Here is a 25,773-nt window from a genome sequence, read left to right as displayed (position 1 = left end):
TTTCGGAATTTACGATTACATCTCTAATGCTGGGATAAGATTGTGATAATTCAAGTTAATTTTGTTCATTTAGATGCTTAAGAGATTACAGTACACTGAAAGAACATACAAACGGAACACACTAAACATGAAAAATGTGAGGAATTATAATTCGTTGGAGGTTTTAACGTGAAGACCAAAAATATCTGGTTTAATCAACCTGCTGGAAGATGGGAAGAGGCATTACCTATCGGAAATGGAACTCTTGGAGGCATGATTTTTGGGAAAACACAGATCGAGAGAATTCAGCTTAATGAAGATAGTCTGTGGTATGGTGGACCGATGCTGCGGAATAATCCTCAAGCACTTGAATCTTTATCTCAGATCAGAAGCCTGATTTTTGACGGTAAGATTAGGGAAGCAGAAGAACTCGCAGCAGATACGCTGGTGGGTGTTCCTGACGGGCAAAGGCATTATGAGCCATTAGGGGACTTCTATATCGCTATGGATCACAGTGAACATGAACCGAACGGATATCAAAGACATCTCGATCTGGAACAAGGCAAGATAAACGTGAATTATACCGCAGATCAATCCATGTACAGCCGTGATTATTTTTCTAGCTACCCGGATCAAGTGCTCGTTGTTCATCTCAAATCTAGCGTGCCTGGAAAGTTATCTTTCTCCACTATTTTTGGCAGGGGAACCGTTCTGGAATCAACACCCTATTCCGATATTCTTAAGCATCCTGTTGGTTTCCAATCCTATCTGGACCGGATCGAGAAGCGTGGAACGCATGACTTGATCATCCGGGGAAGAAGTGGGGGAGAAGAAGGAATTCGATTTTGTTGCGGGATTCGCCTTATATCTGAAGGGGGGCAGGTTCATTATTCAAGCGGTCAGCTTTCTCTGAAGGATGGTAATTCAGCGACTATTCTAATCACGGCTTGCACGGATTTCCGAGTACCCAAGGAACAACTCGAAGTGGAGTGCCTCCGCAGAATTGATGCTGCTTCCGCAAAACCATATAGCGAACTGCTCGCTGATCATGTCTTGGACTATCAATCCTTATTCGAAAAGATGGATATACATCTCGAAGATGAAAATAAAGATGTGATATGTTCCGAACTTCCAATCGATCAGCGCCTTGAGCGGCTTAGAGCTGGTAAGCATGATCCGGAACTGATGAGTCTATACTTTCAATTTGGTCGCTATCTGCTTATCTCAAGCAGCCGTCCAGGTTCTTTACCGGCAAACCTTCAAGGGATCTGGAATAAAGACATGCTTCCTGTATGGGATAGCAAATATACGATTAATATTAATACACAGATGAACTACTGGCCTGCAGAAAGCTGCAATCTGTCTGAATGTCACGTTCCATTGTTTGATTTTATAGATCGACTGCAAGTCCGGGGAAAGGAAACCGCTAGAACCATGTACGGATGCAAGGGGTTTGTTGCTCATCACAACTCGGATATCTGGGCAGACGCTGCTCCGCAGGATGTATGCATGACATCGACGTTTTGGACCATGGGAGGAGCATGGCTTTCATTACATCTATGGGACCACTACGAATACAATAAGGATGTTCAGTTTCTCAAAAAAGTCTACTCCACGATGAAAGATGCGGCTATGTTTATTCTGGATTATCTAATAGAGGATCCTTCCGGTAATTGGGTGATATGTCCTTCATCCTCACCGGAAAATCGCTATATATTAGATAATGGAGAGTCGGGAGCTTTATGTTTTGGTGCTTCAATGGACAATCAGATTATTAGAGAACTCTTCACGCGTTGCATTGAAAGTAACCGGATCTTGCAAGAAGATCAGGAATTTGGAGATGTGCTCCGTAGTGCTTTAACCAAAATACCGGAGACCTCCATTGGCAAACATGGCCAGATCCAAGAGTGGAGTAACGATTATGATGAAATGGAACCTGGACACAGACATATTTCCCATTTATTCGCTTTGCATCCTGGCACGCAAATTACGTTGCAATCAACGCCTGATCTGGCCAAGGCAGCTCGTGTAACACTCGACAGAAGACTGGAACACGGTGGTGGACACACAGGATGGAGCAGGGCGTGGATTCTCAACATGTGGGCACGATTAGAGGAGTCGGAACTTGCACACGATAACATCGTGGAACTTCTACGTTCCTCCACATTACCCAATCTGTTTTGTGACCATCCTCCATTTCAAATTGATGGGAACTTTGGAGGTACTGCAGGTATAGCAGAGATGCTTCTCCAGAGTCATAACGAAGTAATCAGATTGTTACCTGCTTTGCCGGCAGCGTGGCCAAAAGGATATATTCGTGGTATTCGGGCTCGTGGCGGATTTGAAATAGATCTGGAATGGGAAAATGGTCGTCTATTCAATACCAGAATTCGCTCTATTGCAGAATCAAGAGTAACCGTATCCTATCTGGACCAAAAGATAGAATTAACCTTTCCAGGCCCCAATACTTTGATTGAATTAAAAGGAAATAACTGGAATAATTAATAGGGCGTTAACGTTTACCTGAGCGAAGACCGACTGACAAAATTGCCGGTCTTCGCTCTTTTTCTTGGCTGAGATAAGATATAGGCAAGAGTTGGCGTGTTTTTGCTCAATGCAAATAAAATTTATCAAACAGGTATTCTGAAGTCTCATTCATATCAGATATATGACCTCCTTGTCGTTTCGCGCAATAAATATAGCCGTTTATGCAATGAAATTGCAGACGTGAACCTATAAAATGTAACCATCCTAGCATGATGGATACATAATTGCAAGCGTTTACAATCGGGTGTGTGCAACGCGATTGGAGGAAAAGATGGATCTGATTTTCACGGCGCCAAGTAGAACGCTTCTGTCATTCGGAAGGACCGGTCACTGAAAAATATGCGGATGGTACGCCAGCCAGCACCTGGTTTTGCCTGATGCCATGGGCCAGTGGATCGATCATTGAAGGCCTCGTTGGCGACTATTGGGATTATGCGCGCAATGAATGAATTTATTATGCAATAACTACAACAGTCACCATATTAGATGCCGCCGATAGGGAGACATGCTAGCGACGGTTTATTTTCGTTGGAGGAAAGGGGACACACGGATGTTAAAAGTATTACTGGTAGATGACGAGATGTATGTACGAAAGGGGCTGTATGAACTCATAAATTGGATGGATCTTAATATGGAGATTATCGGAGAGGCAGAGAACGGTGTAGAAGCATTAAATCTGATTGAACGCTTGCAACCAGACGTGATTATAACAGATATCCGCATGCCGATCCTGGATGGACTGGAACTTATACGTGCCGTAGAGAAAATGCCACATCTGGAACCTGTGTTCATTATCATCAGTGGTTATCATGACTTCAAATATGCACAGCAGGCAATCCGGTACGGTGTTCATGACTATATCCTGAAGCCTATTGATGATGAAGAACTGACGGCGACGTTGCAGAAGTCAGCTAAACTCATTTGCAATAAAAGAAAACATATCCTCTTGGATGAGGGACAAGCCAGTAACATCATGCTGGAGGATATGATCAAAGGCCATGTACAGAAGGAGGATGAACATCGATATGCCGAGATGCTCGGGATGAATCCTAGCTCCAGTCTGCTCATGACTTTGATTGAACTTCAGACCGGATTAGATGAAATTAAAATCACCATTGAACAGCTACGTGAAGCAGTACATTCTCTGGAAAGTAATTTATGCAAAATGTTCATCAGTGAGCAACAACGCGGCATGTTTGCATTATTACTGTTGTGGCCTAAACACGATCAAGGGGGTTCGGCGTTACAGGATAAACTGCATAGTATTCATATAACACTGAGCAAAAGGCTTAATCTGGACATCGGCCTTTACGCAGGAACACTCGTCAAAGAAATTGGTGATGTCCCACAATCCCTTATGGCGGCTGAAGAAGCAGCCAAGCATAAATATGCTGAAACTGGTGGTGTCGTGCGGTATACGGAGATCAAGGACAAACCGCTGTTTGTTTTCAATGTGTACCAGGACGAGGTGGATCACTTAATTTTGAGCCTGGAAGAAGGGAATAGGTCAGCTTATCACAAGGTCGTAGAAGAGAAATTCAAATTGTTTCATATGAATCGATTTTCTCCTCAAGCTGTATCGGGTTCTCTTTTGCGTTATATAACGGGTATTCTCGCTGTAGTCAACGAAATGGGTGGTAATGATGAAGGGTTGCAGCAGCTGAAGGAGCTGGCACAACAAAGTCATGAAGGTTGGAATTTACGACTATTGAACAATGCTTTTCTCACTGCGCTGGAGGAAGCCGAGGATTATATCTCTCAACTGCGGATGGAGCGATCCAAAGGGGATATCAGCAAGATCAAACGATATATTGATGCAAATTATACCGAGAACATCAATCTCAAAAGCATCGCTGCACTCTTCTATATGAATCCCGTTTATCTTGGGCGGTTATTCCGCAAAAGCTACAATCAATATTTCAATGACTATCTGCTGAACCTGCGGATACATGAGGCGAAGAAGTTATTACGCCAGACGGATCTGAGAATGTACGAGGTCGCTGCACGTGTAGGATTTCAGAATGCGGATTATTTTGTAACCCAGTTTGAGAAACTTGTTAAGTTATCGCCTACAGAGTATCGCAATCTCCTTATGGGAAATGATCAGCGAGGTGCACAATGCCAAGATGGAACCTGAACTACATGAAGCTTCGAGATAAGCTACTGCTGATGTATGTCTTATCTGTGTTTATTCCCATCGTTGTCACCAATGTGGTGTTCTATAATGTCACATCCGCCAATATCCGTAGTCAGAAAACTCGTGATGCCGGCATGGCCTTGAACAATCTGAAGAACGACCTGCGGGTAACCATTGATCAGGGTGTCGGCCTCTCTTATTCGTTATATACTGACCCTGTATTCAACGACACCATCTCCCGTTCATTTCAAAGTCATTTTGAGTACATTGACGCTTATAATTCCTATCTAAAAGGGCAATTCTCCGGTCAAATGAATCAGGGGATTCGCTGGTATCAAGTGTATACCGATAATTCTACCATTTTATCTTCCGGTTATATTGATCGTTTAACTGACGATGTCCGCAACTCGGACTGGTACGTTCAATTTCAGGCATACTCCGCCCCTTATCCGGCACTGATCTCATCGGATCAGATGTTAAGTCTGGTTCAAAGGCTCGACAATCTGGACACTGGGGGGAGAGAGCAGTTACTTAAAATTGACCTGAATATGGATATGATCAAGCAGTATTTTCACAACAGCGGATTTGATGGAAAAGTGTATCTTCTTGATCCGGGGGGACACATCCAATTTTCAAATGATCCTACAGCAGAAGCTCAGATAGGGAAACGTTACAGCGAGATCCAGTTTCCGAACAAAATGATTCCCTTTGAACTTACGTATACAGGCATTAACTATCTGGAAGGGTGGTCCCTGCAGGGAGTGATGGATGAAGAAATTGTGTTGAAGGAGGTGCGGAAATCGCGTTCCTTCGTCGTTTGGCTGGCTTGCATTAATTTTGTCCTGCCTTCTATTATCATCGCGGCGATGTCCAGAACCATCCATGTCAGACTGGTGCGCATTCTGAAACATATGAAAAAAGTAAAAACACAGAATTTCCAGACGATTCCGCCTGAAGATGCAAGAGATGAAATAGGTCAACTTACGATGGAATTTAATCGAATGACCGAGACGATCCGTAACCTGATTCATGAAGTATATCTCGCCGACATCCAAAAGAAAGACCTGGAGTTAAAGCAGCAGCAAGCACAACTTCATGCGCTCCATAGTCAGATCAACCCACATTTTTTGTTTAATACCCTGGAGTCGGTACGTATGCGGAGCCTCATCAAAGGCGAGAAAGAGACTGCCAAAATCGTGCATAACATGGCCAAGATGTTTCGCAAGTCGATTAGTTGGAATCAGAATGATGTGACAGTACAAGAAGAATTGGAACTCATTGAGAGTTTTTTACAAATTCAAAAATACCGCTTTGGAGAAAAACTCCAATATACCATTGAGGCAGATCCTGCGGTACTGATGTACCGAATCCCCAAGATGGTTATCCTTCCCTTTGTTGAGAATGCAAGTATTCATGGAATTGAGTCATCTCCGGGTGTAGGTATCATTCAACTCTTTGTTTCAATGGAAAATGACCAGCTCCATATCAGACTAACGGATAACGGTATAGGGATGTCACAAGCAAAATTGGAAGAGTTGCTAAGTTACCTGGATCAAAACACCGATATGGGAGAGCATGTTGGCATGAAAAATGCGTATAGTCGCTTAAAACTCTGTTATAAAAATCACTTTACATTCGACATCCAGACATGGGAAGGAGAAGGTACACGTATCCAAATTAAGCTTCCACTTGATCCATCAGCCATGCCAGGCGACTAAATATGAAGGATATACTTTTCAAAGTAGGAGGTACACTTTCATGGGTAACTTTGAAAGCGCTATCTTGATATATTGAGAAGGCTTAAAGACAAAAACATTACTTTAAGGGGGCATTTGCTACATGTTTAGAAAAAGAAACATGATAACAGGTCTGGCCATTTTACTGGCTGTAACCCTGGCAGGTTGTAATAAAGCCAGCCCGGAAGCCTCTTATCCTGACAGTAATGACAACACCCCGGTCACCTTTAAATATTTCACGTTTGGTGGTGGCAAGAAGGACATTCTGGCAAGTAGCACGACTATTGGCAAGAAGCTACAGGAACAAACGGGCGTTGACTGGAAGATGGAATATCTGGTCGGCGACGGTGCAACCAAGGCAGGTGTAATGATTGCGAGTGGGGATTACCCCGACATCATCGACTCCAGTGGTGAAATGGCCAAATTGATGGATGCGGGCTCTTTTATCCCGCTGGATGAACTGATCGATCAATACGGGCCTAACATCAAGCGGGTATACGGGCCTTATATGGACAAATTCAGACAGGAGGATGGAAAGATATATTTCTTGCCATATACTGCCAACATCGGTTATGTGTCAGAGCCTAACTTCCAGACCGGCTTTTATATTCAGCGTGCTGTGTTAAAAGAGTTCAACTATCCCAAGATCAAAACGCTGGACGAATATTTTGACTTGATTGAGCAATACAAGCAAAAGCATCCGCAGATCGATGGAAAAGAAACCATCGGCTTCGCCACACTTGCGGGTGAGTCGGGCAGCTTCTTCACCCTGCTAAATCCGGCCATGCATCTTGCAGGTTATCCAAACGATGGCAGTGTGATGGTGGATATGCAGAGTCATGAAGCCAAACTGGTAGCCGGATCTGATTATCAAAAACAATGGATTCAGAAGCTGAACGAGGTTAACGCACAGGGGATGTTTGATCCCGAATCCTTCACAATGAACCAGGATCAGTATCTCGCCAAGCTGACATCCGGTCGGGTGCTGGGATACTTCAGTTACTCCTGGCAGGTTGGAGACGCAACGAATAACCTCAAGAAGGCTGGTATTGACGATAAACGATATGTATCTCTACCGATCGTATTTGATGACAGTGTCAAAGACCAGTATGTGGACCCACCAGGTTTTGTGAACAACTATGGTGTCGGAATTACGGTAAATGCCAAAGATCCCGTGCGAATTATTAAATATTTTGATAATTTGCTCAAGGAAGAAAACCAGATTCTGGTTCAATGGGGTGTTGAGAACGAGACGTATAGTGTGAATGATGAGGGCCGCTTTTACTTTAAAAATGATGACCAACGCAAGGCACATGAAGATCCGGAATTAAGTCGTAAGTTCGGCTTTGACTATTTTAATTACAGCTGGCCTCGTTACGGTAATAACTCCGTACTGGAGGATGGCAACGCCTATGGACCAGGCAATCAACCAGAAGTGGCTACCTTTAGTTACACGGACGGTGACAAGCTGTTGTTAGAGAAATATGGTGTGGAGACATTCACAGAACTATTCAGCACACCGGATGAGCGTCCTTGGTCTCCTGCTTGGTCCATTGCATTGGAGCAAGGCTCTCCTGAACAGATTTTTATCACCAAGGCAGAAGACCTCCAGAAGAAATATTTACCCAAAATGATTATGGATTCGCCTTCCACATTCGAGAACACATGGAATGAATATATGAGTCAATTGAATCAACTGGATAAGAAAACATACGAAGCTACGATAACGCAGGCAGTTAAGGATCGTGTAGCTGGTAAATGGTGAGTGTAATCCATAGAGACCATACGGAACGGGGGAATATTCACATGTTAAAAGCGAAATTTAGAACAGCAAGTTTGGCTGTATTACTGACCGTTTTGCTGGCTGGATGCAGTCAGAACAGTTCGTCATCACCTTCAGCCACAGGTGATGATGAGAACAGTCCAGTCACGTTCTCATATTACATGTTCTCTCCAGGCAAGAAGGATGCTCTGGCAAGCGAAACAACAATCGGTAAAGCGTTGCAAGAGCAAACGGGTGTGGACTGGAAGATGGAATATCTGGTAGGTGATAGTGCTACAAAAGCCGGTGTCATGATTGCCAGTGGAGACTATCCTGATGTCATTAGCTCCAGTGGTGAGATGTCCAAGTTACTGGATGCCGGGGCCTATATTCCGCTGGATGATCTGATTGAGGAATACGGCCCTAATATCAAAAGGGTGTATGGACCATATTTCGATAAAATGAAAAATGCCGAAGACGGAAAAATCTATGCGCTGCCTTATACGGCTAATCAGGGTGAGTATTCAGGTAGTCCAAATGTGGGCGGAGGCGCTTTCTGGATTCAACGATCTGTGCTCAAAGAGTTTGATTATCCCAAGATCACTACATTGGATGAATATTTTGATCTGATTCAGGATTACAAGGAAAAACATCCAACTGTCGACGGTGCAGACACAATCGGATTTGTGTCACTTGCGGGTGTGGCTAATAACTTCTTCACGCTGCAAAATCCAGCGATGCATCTTGCCGGTTATCCGAACGATGGCAGTGTTATGGTGGACATGACTACCCATGAGGCAAAAGTTGTCGCCGGAACAGATGCCCAGAAAAAATGGATTCAGAAGTTGAATGAGATCAATGCTCAAGGCATGCTTGATCCGGAATCCTTTACGATGAACAAAGACCAGTATTTGGCCAAGCTGACTTCGGGTCGTGTGCTGGGATACTTCAATTATGGCTGGCAGGTTGGAGATGCGTCGAAAAACCTGCTCTCGGCAGGCATTGATGAGAAACGTTATGCACCACTTCCGATTGTGTTTGATGAAGGAATTAAGGATCAGTACGTTGATCCTCCCGGCTTCGTCAACAACTATGCAACAGGTATCTCGGTGAATGCCAAAGACCCTGTTCGTATCATCAAATATTTCGATAATTTGCTGAAGGAAGAGAATCAGGTTCTGGTGCAATGGGGAATCAAGGACGAGACGTACAGTGTGGATGATAAGGGCAGATTTTATTTTGCAAATGAGGATCAACGCAAAGCCCATGATGATCTGGAGCTGAGCCGTAAATTCGGTTTCACCTACTTCGGATCAGACTGGCCGCGATATGGCGGTGAATCTACACTTACCGATGGTAACGCTTATAGCCCTGGCAACCAGCCAGAAGTAGCCGCTGCATCTTACACCGAGGGAGACAACAAGTTCCTTGAAGCCTACGGTATCCAAACCTTTAGTGAATTATTTAATAAACCGGAAGAGCGGCCATGGTTCCCCGCATGGTCCATCGCATTGGAGCAAGGATCACCTGAACAGATCTTCACTACCAAATCGGATGATCTGCAACGTAAATACTTACCGGAAATGATCTTGGGAGCACCAGCGAATTTTGATAAGCTGTGGGATGCCTACATTGCTGAATTAAACAAATTGGACAAAGCTGGTTATGAAGCGACCATTACCAAAGTTGTGAAGGATCGTGTAGCAGGAAAATGGTAATACGAACACTTTAAATGCGTGTTCAAAAGCGGACTTTTTGAACAATCTCTTTAAATCAAACTGTTACGTGCGCAGGAGAGACGAAAGAGAATAAACTCCGATTTCTCCTCGCATGATTAACAGCATAGGAAAGGAGCAGGTTCACCGTGGAGAAACCAAATGTCTCCCTTAACTCGATGCCTCCAGCCTCGAGTCCGAAGGGAACCAGAGCACACTCGTTCTTTAAGCGACTTGTGCAGCAACGAACACTTGCCTGGATGTGTATTCCTTTTGTCATCTGGGCTTTTATCTTCAAGTACCTGCCGTTATGGGGATGGACCATGGCTTTTCAGAATTTCAAACCGGCGAGGTCCTTCTCCGATCAGCAGTGGGTCGGCTGGCATCATTTTAGTATCTTGTTTGAGGACAATACCTTCTACCGGGTGCTGCGAAATACACTTGTCATGAGTTCCATTAAACTTGTGTTGGGATTTGTGACAGCAATTACACTGGCCCTTTTGCTGAATGAGCTGAAAAATGTCATATTTAAACGTTTTGTGCAAACCGTCAGTTATCTGCCTCACTTTATCTCGTGGGTTGTTGCTTCCAGCATTGTATTAACAGTCCTGTCACCAGACGGAATTATCAATCTGCTGCTGATGAAGCTTCACCTGATTGACAGTCCGGTACTATGGATGGGGAAAGGAGAGTACTTCTGGGGGATTCTGGGGGCAACTGAGGTCTGGAAAGATGTCGGTTGGAACACCATTATCTATCTGGCGGCAATTACGGCGATTGATCCTGCGCAATATGAGGCTGCCGAGATTGATGGAGCCAGTCGCTTCAAACGTATGTTATATATCACCCTGCCTGGCTTGAAACCGGTTATTGTGATCTTGTTGATCATGAACATGGGAAGTATTCTGGAATCCGGATTCGAACCACAATATCTGCTGGGTAACGGGATGAATCTGGACTATTCGGAGAATCTGGACATCTTTGTACTGAAATATGGATTAGGGATGGGGAACTTTTCCTTAGGTACAGCAGCCGGCATATTCAAAACTGTGGTCAGCTTCATCTTCCTTTTCTCCGCGAACTATATAGCGAAAAAAATGGGAGAGAGCAGACTATTCTAAAAGGAGGCCTATGCCATGCAAAAAGGAAAGACATCCCGCTTGCGAAATAGCAGCACCGGGGATCGAGCGTTTGACACCATTAACATTATCTTCATGGTATGTCTGATGATTGTGACGATCTATCCCTTTGTTAATATGATTGCCGTATCCTTCAATAATGCAAATGATGCCATTCGTGGTGGAATATATCTATGGCCTCGTGTATGGACACTGGACAATTACAAATACATTTTTGGCGAATCCGATATTTATCACGCAACTTTGATCTCGGCCCTGCGAACGGTCATTGGAACCGTGGTGTCCGTTTTCTGTACAGCCATGCTCGCGTATACGGTTAGTCGTCAGGAATTTGTGCTACGCAAGTTTGTTACGATGTTTTTTGTATTCACCATGTATTTCAGTGGGGGGTTGATCCCCGGTTATCTGTTGATTCGAGACCTTGGATTGATCGGTTCCTTCTGGGTATATATCATTCCGGGTGTAATTGGTGTCTTCAATATGATTGTCATCCGTTCATTTATTGAAGGTCTTCCTGAAGGCATTCTGGAGTCAGCCCGTATTGACGGGGCAGGGGAGTTCACGACATTTATCCGAGTTGTCTTGCCGTTAACGATTCCCGCAATGGCAACCGTATCACTCTTTGTAGCTGTGGGACAATGGAATTCATGGTTCGATGTATTCCTGTACAACTCTTCCAATAAAGAATTAAGCACGTTGCAATACGAATTGATGAAGATTCTGCAAACTTCAACGACCTCAGCGACTTCATCAGCAAGTGATGCTTATCAATCTGCCGAGAGCAATGCAACGGCGGTCACACCAACCTCGATTCGAGCGACCATGACCATTATTGCAAGTGTTCCTATTCTGATGGTGTATCCGTTCTTACAGAAATACTTTGTACAGGGTATGACGATTGGCGGTGTAAAGGGTTAGTCATGAACTGCATATAACTTCATTGAATTTGTGAAAACGCAACAAACTGTACCGTAGCAGCGTCTATTCATCCATAGAACACAACAGGAGTGAAACAAATGCATGTAAAATGGATGACAATTATTGGTGCCGTTGTTGGCTCTATGCTTATAGGGGTGGGAACGGCAGCTGCAGAAGAAACGTTTGTTGATCTCAAACATTCAAAGTGGGCAGAGGATGGCATCACGTATATGGCGAAACGGGGAACAGTAGCCGGATATGGCAATGGGATCTTCAAGCCAGAGGCACTTGTGACAAGGGCACAAGCCGTCACTTTTATGGTGCGCGAGCTTTATCCAGATCAGCTTCAAAGAGCAGTGGAAGGCACAACCTATTCGGATGTTCCAACTACACACCCTTTCCATCGAGAAATCATGATAGCTGCTAAAAATGGACTTGCGAGTGGTTTTCCTAACGGAACCTTCCGTCCGGACGCACCGCTTAGCCGCGCAGAGACTGCGGCCTTCCTTACACGGGCCTATTCACTAGCGGAAGGTAAGAACTCCGCAGAATGGACAGATACGGACAGGCATTGGGCAGCAGCACCGATTCTTATTATGAGTTCAAACGGCTTGGTCGGCGGTTATTCAGATGCCACCTTCCGTCCGAATCAAGCTGTAACGCGCGCTGAATATGCCGTATTTATGGCGAGAGTAATTCGCTTCGAACGTGAAGCGGCCATTCGGTCACAAGATTGGGACAAGCTGATATCCTATATGACGGTAAGTGAGCAAGTTGGTCAGATGCTTATGCCCGATATTAGGCAATGGAATGGTAAAGCGACAACGACCGTTAATGAGGGGCTGAAACGCAGTATCCATGATCAAGACTTGGGCGGACTCATACTTTTTGACAAAAATATTGTCGACGTGAGGCAGCTTACAACGTTCACACATGATATGCAAAGAGAAGCAGGTGACATTCCTCTATTTCTTAGCATCGACCAAGAAGGAGGCGTTATTAAGCGAATACCAGGCGGTACGAACCTGCCAGGTCAAATGGCGCTTGGCGCAACTGGAGATGCAACACTAGCCGAAGCAGCCGGTCAGCTGACTGGGGAGGAGCTGAAGGCACTGGGATTGCAGATCAATTTTGCGCCAGTGCTGGACATCAACAGTAATCCAGATAACCCCATCATTGGTATACGGTCGTTTGGCTCGGATGCGGATTTGGTGACACGGCTTGGTCTGGCAACGATAAAAGGGCTACAGCAATCAGGGGTGATGGCGGCAGTGAAGCATTTTCCGGGACATGGAGATACAACGGTAGATTCCCATCTTGGTATGCCTGTGCTTGCCCATAACCGAGAACGGCTTGATGCGGTAGAATTAAAACCGTTTCGAGCTGCAATCAATAATGGTGTAGAGATGATTATGACCGCGCATATTGCTTTCCCTGCCATAGACAACGAACATGTCACTTCGCTCAAAGACGGTGAACGAGTGCCGATTCCTGCTACCTTATCAAAAAAGGTACTGACAGGACTTCTTCGCGGAGAGCTGGGATATGAAGGACTCATCGTGTCGGATGCCTTTACCATGAATGCAATTGCGGAGCATTTTGGGGAGAGTCAATCGGTGGAACGCGCCGTTTCCGCAGGTGTTGATATCATCCTTATGCCAAAAGATTCAGCAGCGGCCCATCAAACGCTGGTGAACGCGGTGAACAATGGAACGATCAAGGATGAAACCATACATGCATCTGTGAAACGAATCTTGAAGATGAAAGCGAAATATGGTTTGTTTGAAGACAGTCAAACTCTTGCCCAAAAGCTAACTCAGCTTAAAGGTATCATCGGATCGAAGGCACACCGAGCAGTGGAGCAGACAATCGCAGAGCGAGCGGTCACTGTACTCAGCAGTCGCGAAGGTGTGCTTCCTGATCCAATTAAACAAGGCGACCGGGTTGTTATTGTTGCAGCCGAGCAGGAACAGGCGAAACAGCTTGAGAAGCAACTGTTGCAAGCCGCTAATAATCTGTCGTTAAAAACTGAAATATCACTTGTTGGTCAAGGCAAAATGAATGAAACGCTCCAGGCAATTGGCAAGGCGAATTATGTCATTCTTGCTTCTTACCAATTCCGTAACGTGGCCAGCCAGTTCGGTTGGAGTGATTATCAAACCTTGATTAATGCGATGAACAAGAGTAATCAGCGATACACGCTATTGTCACTGGGTAACCCTTACGAGATGATCTATCTTCAGAACGTGCGCTCAGGGCTTGCTGTGTATGGTAAGCAGGAGCCCAATACGTCTGCCGGGATCAAAGTTTTACTGGGTCAACTGAAAGCTGGAGGACAGTTGCCCGTACAAACGGATTAAAGCTTAATTCATGAAGAACAAAAAGACGGATTCCAGCATACGGAATCCGTCTTTTTGTTTTAAACTTTGATTTCACCGATCCATCTACCGTGCCATCACTCGGGTAGTTCTTCGCTGCAAACAAATTGGAGTAGCATCTTCACAAATTGCTCCGTCATCCGCATATCCAGTGAATTATCCTGAGCAGCACGAATAGTTACCATGCGCTGGAGCATGCCCATCATCGTTGTGAAGATAAACTGAGCGAGATCCAACGGAGGGGACGGATTCTTAATACTACCGTCAACAACGCCTTGGGATAAAGCGCCCATCAGGAAATGCTTTTCTTTCCCATTATGGTTGAACTTATCATACTCTTCTCTTAGTTCAGAACTAAAATCATACATCTGATAGTTGATATCAAATAATTGAATAAACCGGATGTAGTCTGGATGATCCTGGGCATAAACAACCCATGCATTCAACATGACCGTGAGTTGTTCTCGCCCGTTCATTTCCTTCATTGATGCACGGCTAACCTCATCCGTTAAATGTTCGATCAGTTGCATCTGAATGGCTAGAAGAAGCTCATCCATAGACTGAAAATGTTTATAAAAGGTTACTCTACTAAGTTCAGCCTTCGTGCAGACATCCTTAATCTTCACCTGGAGCAATCCATATTTCAAAAAAAGCTCCTTACCTGCTGCAATCAAATCATCACGATGTTTATTTCCCAATTGTTGATGCCAGTTTTCATTCACTTGTATACCGTTGTCCTTTCTTCGAACGAAATGCGTTCAAGGTAAGTCCGAGAGACGCGAGCAGCATAATTGCACCAAAAATATACGGGAAGTTTATGTTTTTGTCAAACAATAGCCCTGCAATCAGCGGGCCAATCACCGTTCCGAGACTGGAAAATGTAGTATTCAGACCCGATGCATAACCTTGCCGATCTCCTGCATTTTTGGATATTAACGTGCTGACCGAAGGTCGCAAAAACGAATTAAAGGCAAAGAATAAGGCAGAAGCGAACAGCAGAAAAACTAGGTTGACCTTAATTAACATTAACAATAAAGCTATGGGTGTGACTATTAAGGAGAGACGGATCAACTTAACTTCACCGATTCTCTGTACGAACCAATCTAAAAGCCAGATCTGCACAATGATACCGATAATCGCACCCAAGGTAATAATGATGGAGATCGTAGCTGCGTCGAATCCGTATTTTTGCTCTGCAAAAAGAGCGAATACCGTCTCATAACTCATAAGGCCAAAGGTCATAACGAGCAGCACAATCAAGTATTTGAAATAGGGGACTTTAAATGAACTCCAGATTTTCTTGCCCAAGTGATCTCCTTTTTGAAGACGGATGGAGACCGTTCGTTTCTCCGGGGGAAGTGTCTCGGGCAATAGCAGCGTCATTAGGGCCGCAATCAGTCCCAGACCCGCTGCGAAGAAATAGGGCATGCGAATGCCCATCTCGGCGATGAGACCGCCCAGACCAGGTCCGAGAACCATCCCCAAGTTCATAGCTGCGCCGAAATAGCCCATGCCTTTTGCACGTGTCTCTGGCGTTGTAATATCGGCGACATATGCGAGGTTGGCAGGAACCATTAAACCGAGACTGATTCCACCGATAAACCGTGCGACATAGAGGAACGGCAATGACGTCGACAGCGCAAATATGATATCTGAAATGACAGACAGAAACATACCTGCGATGATCAACTTTTTGCGTCCAAATCGATCAGACAGTTGTCCCCCGAGAGGTGAAAAGAAGAATTGAGCAGCACCAAAGGCTGCAACTAAAAATCCTGCTACTGTGCCTCCCGCATGAAAAAGCTTTAAATACTCGGGCAATATGGGGATGAGCATCCCTTGCCCCAATAAAGCGATAAACAGATTTAACATCAGAATGAACAGTGGTAAGCGAACTGATTTTGGTAATGTACTCATGTACGTCATTAACCCCTTCATTTACATCTTGTTAACCTTTAGATTGTGTAAATCATTTTAAATGATTTGAAGGAAATATGTAAATCTTTTTTTTAGTGAGTAGAGTTATAATTGAATCCATATGGAGGTGGGAACACGTGAAATTAGAGGAATTGTTTACGGTACATGTGAACATTGAGAAATCATTTGATTTACAGAATAGCGAAGATGATTCGGTTGTTATGATTACTTTTACAGGCAGCGTAACCGGAAAGTACTTTGAGGGAACTGTGCTGGGTGGAGGAGTGGATACGCAGATCATCGGGAAGGATGCTGGTCCGCATACTCTGTCGGCAAGATACATGCTCCAAGGAACCGACAACTCAGGGCGTTCCTGCAAAATTTATATCGAAAATAACGGAAATATTGATAAAACGCTGAAAACTGCTTTATTTCGTACTTCCCCCAAAATGATTACAGACAGCAAAGCCTTATCCTTCTTGAACCGTGAGACACTTATTGGAGAAGGTCATCCGACGGAGTCAGGGATAGATATAAAAATATACAGGGCGCTATGATAATGCGAGACATGTGATGACTATTTTGTTCATGTGTCTCGGAGCAAGATAGCCTGTGATGTTGATTCAGAGTCGCTAAATAAGCGGCTCTTTTTTGTCGTATGAGACTTTGCGTCAATATTTATATGTATTCTTTTACAATCAATTAACATAGGATGGATACTGCGCAGACACTTCTCACCTATAGTATGATGAGCGAAAATAAACCAATATCAGGCGAAATAAGGAGAAGACTATTCATTATGATGATCAAAAAAATCGGGATTTCAGTAGCATCACTCGCCATTTTAACGTCTGTAAGTGTGTTTGACGTATATGGCGCAGGCTCCAAACGCATGATCGAAGTGTCCGAACAATCGGCTAACGTGGTTGTGAACGGTCAAAGGGTGGAAGGCGAATCGTTTCTCTACAATGGAGTCACTTATGTACCTGCAAGAGCGATTGGGGAAGCCTTGGGGCAAGAGGTAGACTGGGATAACAACACCCAATCGGTGTTTGTTGGACAAAAAATGAACGATCAGCAGGGATACCGCGGTACCAAAACGCCATATCCTTTTAAGGAAACAAGTTATACAAAAGCTCCTAGTGGATATGAACCCATATTTATTAACTACATAGGGAGACATGGTTCCAGACATCTATCCAGTTCCAAGTACGACAAGACGTTATTTGAACTGCTCGACATCGCTGAAAAGGACGGGCAGATCACTAATCTGGGCAAAGAGCTGAAGAAGGAAATTGGCAATCTGATGAAGGTTGAAAAAGATCATTATGGATTGTTATCCACTACGGGTGGAGAAGAACTGAAAGGAATAGGGGCCAGAGTTGGGCAGAATTTCAAAGAACTATTTACATCGGATAAAAAAGTGATTGCTCAGGCAACCTTCAAAGATCGAACGCCGCAGAGCAGAGATCAGTTTATAGACGGGTTAAAGGAAAGCTTGGGAGATAACAAGGTAGACATTCTGGCTTCAGCCTTTGAAGAAGGGAAAGACCCCTATCTACGGCCCTACGACTTGGCTACGAAGTATAACGAGTACGTAGAAGATGGAGACTGGGTTAAGTTATACGAAGATTATGTCACACAGAAAACTGGAACGCGTTATGCAAAAGAGGTCCTTCTGCAATTTTTCTCTGAAGACTTTTATCAGAGATTGAATTCTGGAGAGTTTGAATTGAAGGATGAGAAAGGAAAAGTGAAGCTCAGCAACCCAACCGAGGCTGCTTCTAATCTATATGAACTCTACATCATTTCTTCGAATATTAAAGGAGAAGGTGACTTCGAATTCGGGCGGTATTTCACGGCTAATCAGTTGAAATGGTACGAGAGCGTTGATAATATCAATGACTTTTATGAAAAAGGTCCATCTTTAACGTCAACGGATCTGCCGCAAAATATCATTGCACCTCTGGTCAAAGAGTTGATCGTGTCTACCGACCAGTCCATTCAGCAGAAAGACACGGCTGGTGTATTTCGTTTTGCTCATGCAGAAACCATTATTCCACTATCTTCATTTCTGGATATCGCCGGAGCTAATGTTAGTATCGACAAACCGCAGGATGTAACCAAAAACTGGAACGGCTCGGTCATCTCACCGATGGGAGCAAACATCCAATGGATTCTGTATTCCAATGGTAAGGATGTTCTTGTAAAGATGCTTAGAAATGAAGAAGAAATTGCGTTCCCGATTGAAACAAAGACCTATCCGTACTATAAATGGGATGATGTGAAGACATATTACCAAAACAAACTGCAGAAGGTAGGCGTAGAGCTAGATAGCAGCTTGGAAGATAATATCGAGCTTTTACAGAAGAAATTCTAGTTGGGGATACGATATGCATTTTATATGAAAATAAAGACGAAGATGAAGAAAGCAACTCCGCTCCATGGAGCTGCTTTCTTTTTTTGCATTTTGAATGAAATGGATCAATAAAAAAATCCTAAAACAAAATGTGACCAAATGCCGTCCGTAAGAGTGTTAGAGGTATAAAGGAGGGCATAACAACCATGCAGCGATCAGTGCCCCAGCTGGGCGATCATGTGATGAAAGTTTATGAGACATACGCAGATACGCTGTTCCGGATTGCCATGGTGCACCTCGGCAGACGGGAAGACGCGGAGGAAGCCACTCAGGATACCTTCATCAAACTAATAGAAAAAGCCCCTACGTTCAACGATGCGGAGCATCAAAAAGCATGGTTGATTCGGGTCATCACCAATCATTGCAAATCCTTATTAGGCAGAGGCTGGCGCAAACGGGAGGTCAAGCTGGAGGGAGTAGATCCTCTGACAACGGACAACCCGGAAGATCACGCGCTGATCGAACTTGTGCTGTCACTGCCCGTCAAGTATAGATCGGTGGTTCATCTGTATTATTACGAAGATTATCCAATCCGAGAAATCAGCGAGATCCTGGAGATTAGCGAGTCAGCAGTAAAAATGAGATTAAAGCGAGGAAGACAGCTGTTAAAACTGGAGCTGGAAGGAGAGGAACTGTAATGAACGAAGAACAATTCAAACAAAACTATAAGAAAGCGGTGGATCATATGAAAACAAACGAGCAAATGAAAAAACGGGTAGAGCAATCCTTAAACACGCAACATCAGGGACCAAGACGTCAACGTAAACCACTATACATTGCAGCAAGTGTTGTTATCGCTGCCAGCATTGGATTGGCTGCGCCAAGTGTATGGCAACAATTCAATGGACCAGCCGCACCAACACCACAGGTGGCAGCGGTGACTCCAGGCGCGTCGTTTGACCCGGTCGTGATTCCGAAGATGGAGTTGCCGAATTCACAGGGCAAAGGCGCGATGGCTGATATGATGCAACTGGTTGTGTATGGAGGAAACGTATATACACAGTCCCCAACATTGCTTGAAGGCGTAAATGCACTCAACCTGCGTGGTGAGAAGCTTGGCACTACAACAGGTGGCATCAATGAACTGAGCGGCCAGGAAAAATATACGGAACTTGCTTCCAACATTGGCGAAGCAGACATCTATGCGGTCAATGGCTACGACAAGGACTTCCGCATCATGTCCTACACCGAGATCGATGGTCAGGTGTATGCTCAACTATTTGACAAGAACAACGGGATCACCATTGGTACTGGTGCCGACCTGATCGGCAAGCTTCATCTCGAAGGCAACATCGCCTCGGCGCAATGGGAGACGTTTAATAGCTGGAATAATGGATTGCAGCAGCTTAAACCGTTAGCAGCGGATGAAGCACTGGACAGCTTTATCTCATCACTAAATGCTGCCAAACCGATTGCAACGAGTCCAGAATTGGAAGAGAACCTCTACGGCAAAGAAGATCGCAAGATCATCTATCTCACACTGGAAGACAAAACGCAGGTCCCACTGGTTCTGTTTGGTGATGGTCTGGTGCGTTACGGTAATGTTCCGGCATTCCTGGAAGTGGAGAAAGGCGCGTTCCAATCATTCTGGAACAGCTTGGGCGAGTAAGGCGAAGACAGCAATCTGGCTGCACCAAAAGAGCGAACAGGGCACGCAAGTGCTTTGTTCGCTTTTTTCATCAACAAACAATCATTTGATAGGATTAGGCAATAAAATGATATGAATAGGATATAGATTCTTTTCTTTTTCAATGTAAAATGGGTACACCTAGTTTTAACAAAAAAAGAAACAGGAGGTTTGATGAATATGAATCGAATCGAAAAGAGCCAGGAAACATATAAAAAACTATTCGGCGTTGGGGTTCCAGCGGCATATGCTACACATCCTGAATTTCAGGACATATTGAGTCGCTTCATATTTGGTGAAATTTTCGATCAAGGTGTTCTTGACGATAAGCAACGTGAGCTTATTACTTTGGTCGTACTGGCTACTAATCAAACGTTACCCCAGCTCAAAGCTCATACTCGTGCAGCGCTAAATGTTGGGTTGACACCAGTGGAGATCCAAGAAGCAATCTATCAATGCGCACCTTATTTGGGATTCCCCAAAACCTTAAATGCTATATCGGAAATGAATGAAGTTTTCAAAGAAAGAAATGTTGCACTGCCTCTTGAAAGTCAAAAACGGGTTGAAGAAGATAATCGCTTTGACAAAGGACTCAGTATTCAAAAAGAGATTTTTGGCGATATTATTGAGAAAAACCGGGAAAATGCCCCGTCAAATCAGAAGCATATACAGGACTATCTTTCAGCATTTTGTTTTGGTGACTTCTATACCCGCGGAGGTCTGGATCTGAAAACACGAGAACTTCTTACTCTTTGTATACTAAGTGCACTCGGAGGTGCGGATAGTCAAGTCAAAGCACACGTTCAGGGTAACATCAATGTTGGCAATAATAAAGAAACCATGATCACCGCTCTAACTCACTGCCTTCCCTACATGGGATTTCCCAGAACACTAAATGCTTTAAGCTGCGTTAATGAAATCATTCCAGAGAAATAGTCTTCTTTATTTACAGCAACAGGCAGTTGATTATCCCAATCAACTGTCTTCTTCTGGTTAACAGGAAGGTACAGTAAAGAAATTCATGATTCAGGAGACACTTAAATGAATGTAAATCAGGAGGAATTATGGAGTTAAGAGTACTTCGATATTTTTTGACAGTAGCTCGAGTAGAAAATATCACACATGCTGCAACGATCTTACATGTGACACAGCCAACGTTAAGCAGGCAGTTGGCTGATCTGGAAAAAAATTTAGAAACCCAATTGTTTATACGTGGGAAAAGTAAAATAACACTTACAGATGCAGGCATGCTTCTACGTCAAAGAGCAGAAGAAATTCTCACACTTGCGGATAAAACAGAGAAAGAGTTTAAAGATCAGAACAACCTGGTTGGAGGAACCATATCGATCGGGAGTGTTGAATCATTAACATCCAATGTTATTTTACAATTATTAAAAGACTTCAATATGGAGTATCCGCAGGTTAAATATCACATCTATAGTGGAACGGGGGATGACATAAAGGAGCGCATCGATAAAGGACTGCTCGATGTGGGCATTTTGTTAGAGCCCATTCACATTGAGAAATACGATTTTATCAGACTGCCCCAGAAGGAACGCTGGGGAGTCCTTATGAAGACCTCATCACCTCTTGCCCAGAAAGAATATGTCACTTCAACCGATTTAGCCGGAGTACCTCTGCTCATATCCAGCCGATCTGTCTTACAGAATGAGATTGCAAGCTGGTTTGCCGATGAGTATGCACATTTAAACTTTGTTGCGACCTATAATTTAATATCTAACGTACTAAACCTCGTAGAGGAGGGGTTAGGGACGGCAATTTGTATTGAGGGTTCGCTTGCAATGAAGCAGTCTGACACATTATGCTTTAGACCTTTTCAACCGGAACTTCAGTTTCCAACGGTGATTGTCTGGAAAAAACACAAGGTATTCAGTCAAACGGAGGTACGTTTTTTGGAACATATTAGGCATGCCTTTCAGGCATAATAAAGTATAAATTATAGGTATTGGCTATAGCTGTTTATCAGATGATATTTTAAAGGTGTAATGAATGCTGCCTTTATGTATTACAGATAAATAGCTTTTTTATTGCAAAGAGAAGTTATTTAGAGCGCTTTTGGTCTCATTCATTTAGATGGTAACAACAAGAGGGGGCATTATTGGATGAGCAAGAAATACGAGAAGTTGGCTCAGGATATTGTAGAGAAAGTGGGCGGTAGTGAGAATGTATCCACTCTGACTCACTGTATGACTAGGCTTAGATTTGCACTGAATGATACTAATAAAGCAGATCAAAAAGCGCTTAAATCGTTTGACGGTGTTATTGATGCAGTTGAGAGCGGCGGACAATTTCAAGTTGTCATCGGCACACATGTTGAAGACGTTTACAAAGAAGTGATCAAGCATCTTCAACCTAACGCGAGTTCATCGGGTGAAACAACTGATGTTAAGAAAGTTAGTATTTTGGGGAAATTAATCGATTTCGTCTCGGGGACATTTAGTCCGATTGTTCCTGCTATAGCTGGGGCTGGTATGATCAAGGCATTACTCGCTCTACTTATTTTATTCAACTGGATTTCAAAAGATTCCCAAACCTACTATGTTGTAAGTCTTATGTCAGATGCTATTTTCTACTTTTTACCATTCTTGTTGGCGTTTTCAGCTGCAAACAAACTAAAATGCAGTCCCGTCTTAGCACTCGTTTTAGCCGGTGTTTTACTCCATCCCAACTTGACACAATTGCGTTTGGATGGGACTGATGTAAGTGTTTTTGGAATTCCGCTAACTCTTGTTTCTTATAGTTCTTCTGTAGTTCCAATTCTCTTAATAGTTTGGTCTCAATCATATATTGAATCGTTGTTTAAAAGGATCATTCCGAATGCAGTGAAAGTTATTTTTGTTCCCATGTGCACTATTTTAGTAACGGGAATTCTGGCCTTAACCGTATTGGGCCCACTGGGGTCATTTTTTGGAACGTATTTAGCGATGGGCTTTGACTTCTTGGCCGCACATGGTAGCTGGCTGGTTATTTTCCTGGTTGCAACCTTCTGGCCAATACTGGTTATGTTTGGGCTGCACCATAATATTGTGCCTCTATCCATTGCTCAAATCACCACATCAGGTTATGAGAATATCCTCGGTCCTGGAGCGATGATCAATTGTATAGGTCAAGGTGTTGCGGCATTAGTTGTAGGGATGAGAACCAAGGATAAAGCATTAAAACAAATTTCAGCTTCCAGTGGGATCACAGCATTGATGGGCATCACGGAACCAGCTCTTTACGGCGTAAACTTACCGAAGAGATACCCACTTGTCGCGGGTATGATTGGAGCTGCCAGTGGGGGGCTCTTTGCAGGGCTAATGGATGTTTCTCGTTATGCAACAGGCGCTTCAGGAATCCCGGCGATTCCGCTGTACATTGGTGAAAATATCTGGAATCTATATAACATTTTGATCGCACTTGTTATAACAACTGTCGTAACTGCTGTGCTTACCTATTTGCTCAGTTTGAAATATGAAAAAGACGCACCTTCACAGAACACTATTTCAAATGCGAACGAAGTGAGTGGGGTTGCGGATGAAGTCATTACAATTAAAGATTCCGTTATTGCAACTCCACTTAAAGGTCAGCTTATTCAACTTCAGGATGTACAAGATGTAGCGTTTGCCTCAGAGGCAATGGGTAAAGGAATTGCTATTGAACCCAGCGAGGGGAAAGTCATTGCTCCATTTGATGGCATGATTGTATCCCTATTTCCTAAGAAACATGCTATTGGACTATTATCCGATGAAGGAGTCGAAATTCTTATTCATGTCGGCTTAAATACGGTTAAGCTGAACGGAAAATATTTTGAGGCTTTTGTTGAAGAAGGTCAGAGAATCACAAAAGGACAGACCTTGCTGACATTTGATCTGGACAAAATCAGACAAGAAGGATATGTCACTCAAACGCCCGTTATTGTAACCAATTCGTATAGTTACTCGGATGTGATCGCAGAGACTAGTCCCCAAAATATTGATTTTAACAATACATTACTGGTTGTCAAAGCTTAACAAAACTACAGGTTAGGAGTGTGTTTTAATGACTTTAAGAAAAGACTTTTTGTGGGGTGGGGCAGTTGCTGCTAACCAATGTGAAGGTGGATATGCAGAAGGCAACAAGGGACTATCCACAGTTGATGTAATCCCGGCAGGGAAAGATCGTGTTCCTGTCATGCGAGGACAGTTAAAAATGTTGGAGTGTGATCAAGAGCATTTTTATCCGAGTCATGAAGCTATTGATTTTTATCATCGGTATAAAGAAGACATTGCTTTATTTGCAGAAATGGGCTTTACGTGTTTCCGGTTATCTTTGGCATGGACTCGGATCTACCCTAATGGAGATGACGAGTTACCCAACGAAGAGGGTTTGAAATTCTATGAAAATGTATTTGATGAATGTTTGAAGTATGGCATTGAGCCGTTAGTCACCATTACCCATTTTGATGTCCCTATTCATTTGGTGAAAACAATTGGATCGTGGAGAAGCCGAAAAATGGTGGATTATTATGAGAGACTGTGTGAAACGATCTTCACCCGTTATAAAGATAAAGTGAAGTATTGGCTTACCTTTAATGAAATCAACATGCTGTTGCATTTACCTTTTGGAAGCTCAGGTCTAGTGTTTGAAGAAGGTGAGAATGAGGATGCTGTGAAATATCAGGCGGCTCATCATCAATTGATCGCAAGTGCAAAAGCAACTGAAATTGCACGTAGAATTAACCCGGAAATTAAGATTGGCTGTATGTTAGCAGGTGCCAACACTTACCCGTATACATGTGCACCAGATGATGTCTGGAAAGCCATGACAAGGGATCGTGAGCATTACTTTTTCGTCGATGTACAATCCCGAGGAGAATACCCAAACTATGCCAAGAAAATGTTAGAACGAATGAATATTAACATAGCCATGGAAGACGGGGACGAGGAATGCTTGAAAAATAATACGGTTGATTTCGTTTCGTTCAGTTATTATGGTTCACGATTGACCAGTGCAGACCCGGAAGTAAACACACAAACGGCAGCTAACCTGTTTCCGACACTGCGCAATCCACATCTGAAAACGAGTGAATGGGGATGGCAAATCGATCCTGAAGGACTAAGAATTACAATGAACTCCTTGTATGACCGATATCAAAAGCCACTATTCATCGTTGAGAATGGATTAGGAGCGATAGATACTCCTGATGAGACGGGATATATTGCGGATGACTATAGAATCGAGTATTTGCGTCAACACATCCAAGCCTTCATAAAAGGAGTGGAGGAAGATGGCGTAGAGTTGTTGGGGTACACGTCCTGGGGTTGCATTGATTTAGTAAGCTCAAGTTCTGGAGAGATGAGTAAACGATACGGTTTCATACATGTCGACAAAGATGACGCTGGAAATGGTACGTTGAAACGCAGCAAGAAAAAATCCTTTGAATGGTTCAAAAAAGTTATTCAAAGTAACGGCAAAGAACTCTAATCGACTGAGCAGTAACGTATGAAGTCATCGACT

Annotated in this window: 18 protein-coding genes; 16 read left to right on the top strand and 2 right to left on the bottom strand. The window is 43.6% G+C overall.

Annotation, left to right across the window (positions count from 1 at the left end; translation table 11 throughout):
- Positions 1–168 precede the first annotated feature (168 nt).
- The 8 genes from BLS69_RS08710 to BLS69_RS08675 all read left to right on the top strand — a co-directional run bounded on the left by BLS69_RS08710 (position 169) and on the right by BLS69_RS08675 (position 14,293).
- A complete protein-coding gene (locus tag BLS69_RS08710) occupies positions 169–2,484 on the top strand; it encodes a glycoside hydrolase family 95 protein (RefSeq protein WP_091030459.1) in 2,316 nt (771 codons plus the stop codon).
- 592 nt (positions 2,485–3,076) lie between these two features.
- Positions 3,077–4,663, top strand: a complete 1,587-nt coding sequence (locus tag BLS69_RS08705) for a response regulator (RefSeq protein ID WP_165980172.1) — start codon at positions 3,077–3,079, stop codon at positions 4,661–4,663.
- The gene (locus BLS69_RS08700; RefSeq protein WP_091030454.1) at positions 4,645–6,381 is read left to right on the top strand and encodes a sensor histidine kinase; all 1,737 of its coding nucleotides are present in this window, start codon (positions 4,645–4,647) and stop codon (positions 6,379–6,381) included. The genes BLS69_RS08705 and BLS69_RS08700 overlap by 19 nt, the downstream gene beginning before the upstream one ends.
- 121 nt (positions 6,382–6,502) lie before the next feature.
- Positions 6,503–8,164, top strand: coding sequence for an ABC transporter substrate-binding protein (locus BLS69_RS08695; RefSeq protein ID WP_091030452.1), 1,662 nt, complete (start codon positions 6,503–6,505; stop codon positions 8,162–8,164).
- 41 nt (positions 8,165–8,205) lie between these two features.
- A complete protein-coding gene (locus BLS69_RS08690; protein ID WP_091030449.1) occupies positions 8,206–9,879 on the top strand; it encodes an ABC transporter substrate-binding protein in 1,674 nt (557 codons plus the stop codon).
- A 176-nt stretch (positions 9,880–10,055) separates the two neighbouring features.
- Entirely contained in the window at positions 10,056–10,997 is a 942-nt protein-coding gene (locus BLS69_RS08685) for an ABC transporter permease (RefSeq protein ID WP_240768124.1), read from the top strand.
- Positions 10,998–11,012: 15 nt separating this feature from the next.
- The gene (locus BLS69_RS08680; RefSeq protein ID WP_091030445.1) at positions 11,013–11,933 is read left to right on the top strand and encodes a carbohydrate ABC transporter permease; all 921 of its coding nucleotides are present in this window, start codon (positions 11,013–11,015) and stop codon (positions 11,931–11,933) included.
- Between the two features lie 98 nt (positions 11,934–12,031).
- Positions 12,032–14,293 carry a glycoside hydrolase family 3 N-terminal domain-containing protein gene (locus BLS69_RS08675; RefSeq protein ID WP_091030443.1) on the top strand — a complete coding sequence of 754 codons (2,262 nt, stop codon included), beginning with the start codon at positions 12,032–12,034 and terminating at the stop codon, positions 14,291–14,293.
- Between the two features lie 95 nt (positions 14,294–14,388).
- Here the strand turns inward: BLS69_RS08675 and BLS69_RS08670 are convergent, their stop codons facing one another.
- Together BLS69_RS08670 and BLS69_RS08665 are read right to left on the bottom strand one after the other, a co-directional pair.
- Positions 14,389–15,033, bottom strand: a complete 645-nt coding sequence (locus BLS69_RS08670) for a TetR/AcrR family transcriptional regulator (RefSeq protein ID WP_091030440.1) — start codon at positions 15,031–15,033, stop codon at positions 14,389–14,391.
- Positions 15,026–16,228: an MFS transporter gene (locus BLS69_RS08665; RefSeq protein WP_091030439.1), complete on the bottom strand. Its 1,203-nt coding sequence runs from the start codon at positions 16,226–16,228 to the stop codon at positions 15,026–15,028. Before BLS69_RS08665 ends, BLS69_RS08670 begins: the two co-directional genes overlap by 8 nt.
- 137 nt (positions 16,229–16,365) lie before the next feature.
- Between BLS69_RS08665 and BLS69_RS08660 the strand changes: the two genes are divergently transcribed.
- From BLS69_RS08660 to BLS69_RS08625, 8 genes are all read left to right on the top strand, one after another.
- Positions 16,366–16,785: a DUF3237 domain-containing protein gene (locus BLS69_RS08660; protein ID WP_091030436.1), complete on the top strand. Its 420-nt coding sequence runs from the start codon at positions 16,366–16,368 to the stop codon at positions 16,783–16,785.
- A 242-nt stretch (positions 16,786–17,027) separates the two neighbouring features.
- Positions 17,028–18,608 carry a histidine-type phosphatase gene (locus BLS69_RS08655; RefSeq protein ID WP_091030435.1) on the top strand — a complete coding sequence of 527 codons (1,581 nt, stop codon included), beginning with the start codon at positions 17,028–17,030 and terminating at the stop codon, positions 18,606–18,608.
- A gap of 185 nt (positions 18,609–18,793) precedes the next feature.
- On the top strand, positions 18,794–19,285 hold the full coding sequence (locus BLS69_RS08650; protein ID WP_036615805.1) for an RNA polymerase sigma factor: 492 nt from the start codon (positions 18,794–18,796) through the stop codon (positions 19,283–19,285).
- On the top strand, positions 19,285–20,256 hold the full coding sequence (locus BLS69_RS08645; RefSeq protein WP_091030432.1) for a hypothetical protein: 972 nt from the start codon (positions 19,285–19,287) through the stop codon (positions 20,254–20,256). The genes BLS69_RS08650 and BLS69_RS08645 overlap by 1 nt, the downstream gene beginning before the upstream one ends.
- A gap of 198 nt (positions 20,257–20,454) precedes the next feature.
- Entirely contained in the window at positions 20,455–21,210 is a 756-nt protein-coding gene (locus tag BLS69_RS08640; RefSeq protein WP_091030431.1) for a carboxymuconolactone decarboxylase family protein, read from the top strand.
- Between the two features lie 128 nt (positions 21,211–21,338).
- Positions 21,339–22,220, top strand: a complete 882-nt coding sequence (locus tag BLS69_RS08635; protein ID WP_091030429.1) for a LysR family transcriptional regulator — start codon at positions 21,339–21,341, stop codon at positions 22,218–22,220.
- A 177-nt stretch (positions 22,221–22,397) separates the two neighbouring features.
- Positions 22,398–24,287 (top strand): beta-glucoside-specific PTS transporter subunit IIABC, encoded by a 1,890-nt coding sequence (locus tag BLS69_RS08630; protein ID WP_091030426.1) that lies wholly within the window; start codon positions 22,398–22,400, stop codon positions 24,285–24,287.
- 28 nt (positions 24,288–24,315) lie between these two features.
- Positions 24,316–25,740 (top strand): 6-phospho-beta-glucosidase, encoded by a 1,425-nt coding sequence (locus tag BLS69_RS08625; protein ID WP_091030423.1) that lies wholly within the window; start codon positions 24,316–24,318, stop codon positions 25,738–25,740.
- The last annotated feature ends 33 nt before the right edge of the window (positions 25,741–25,773 follow it).

It is taken from the genome of Paenibacillus sp. CF095 (assembly GCF_900101225.1).
GTDB lineage: Bacteria > Bacillota > Bacilli > Paenibacillales > Paenibacillaceae > Paenibacillus.
Note: the sequence above shows the minus strand (reverse complement) of the source record. Positions and strands in the feature narration are given on the sequence as shown.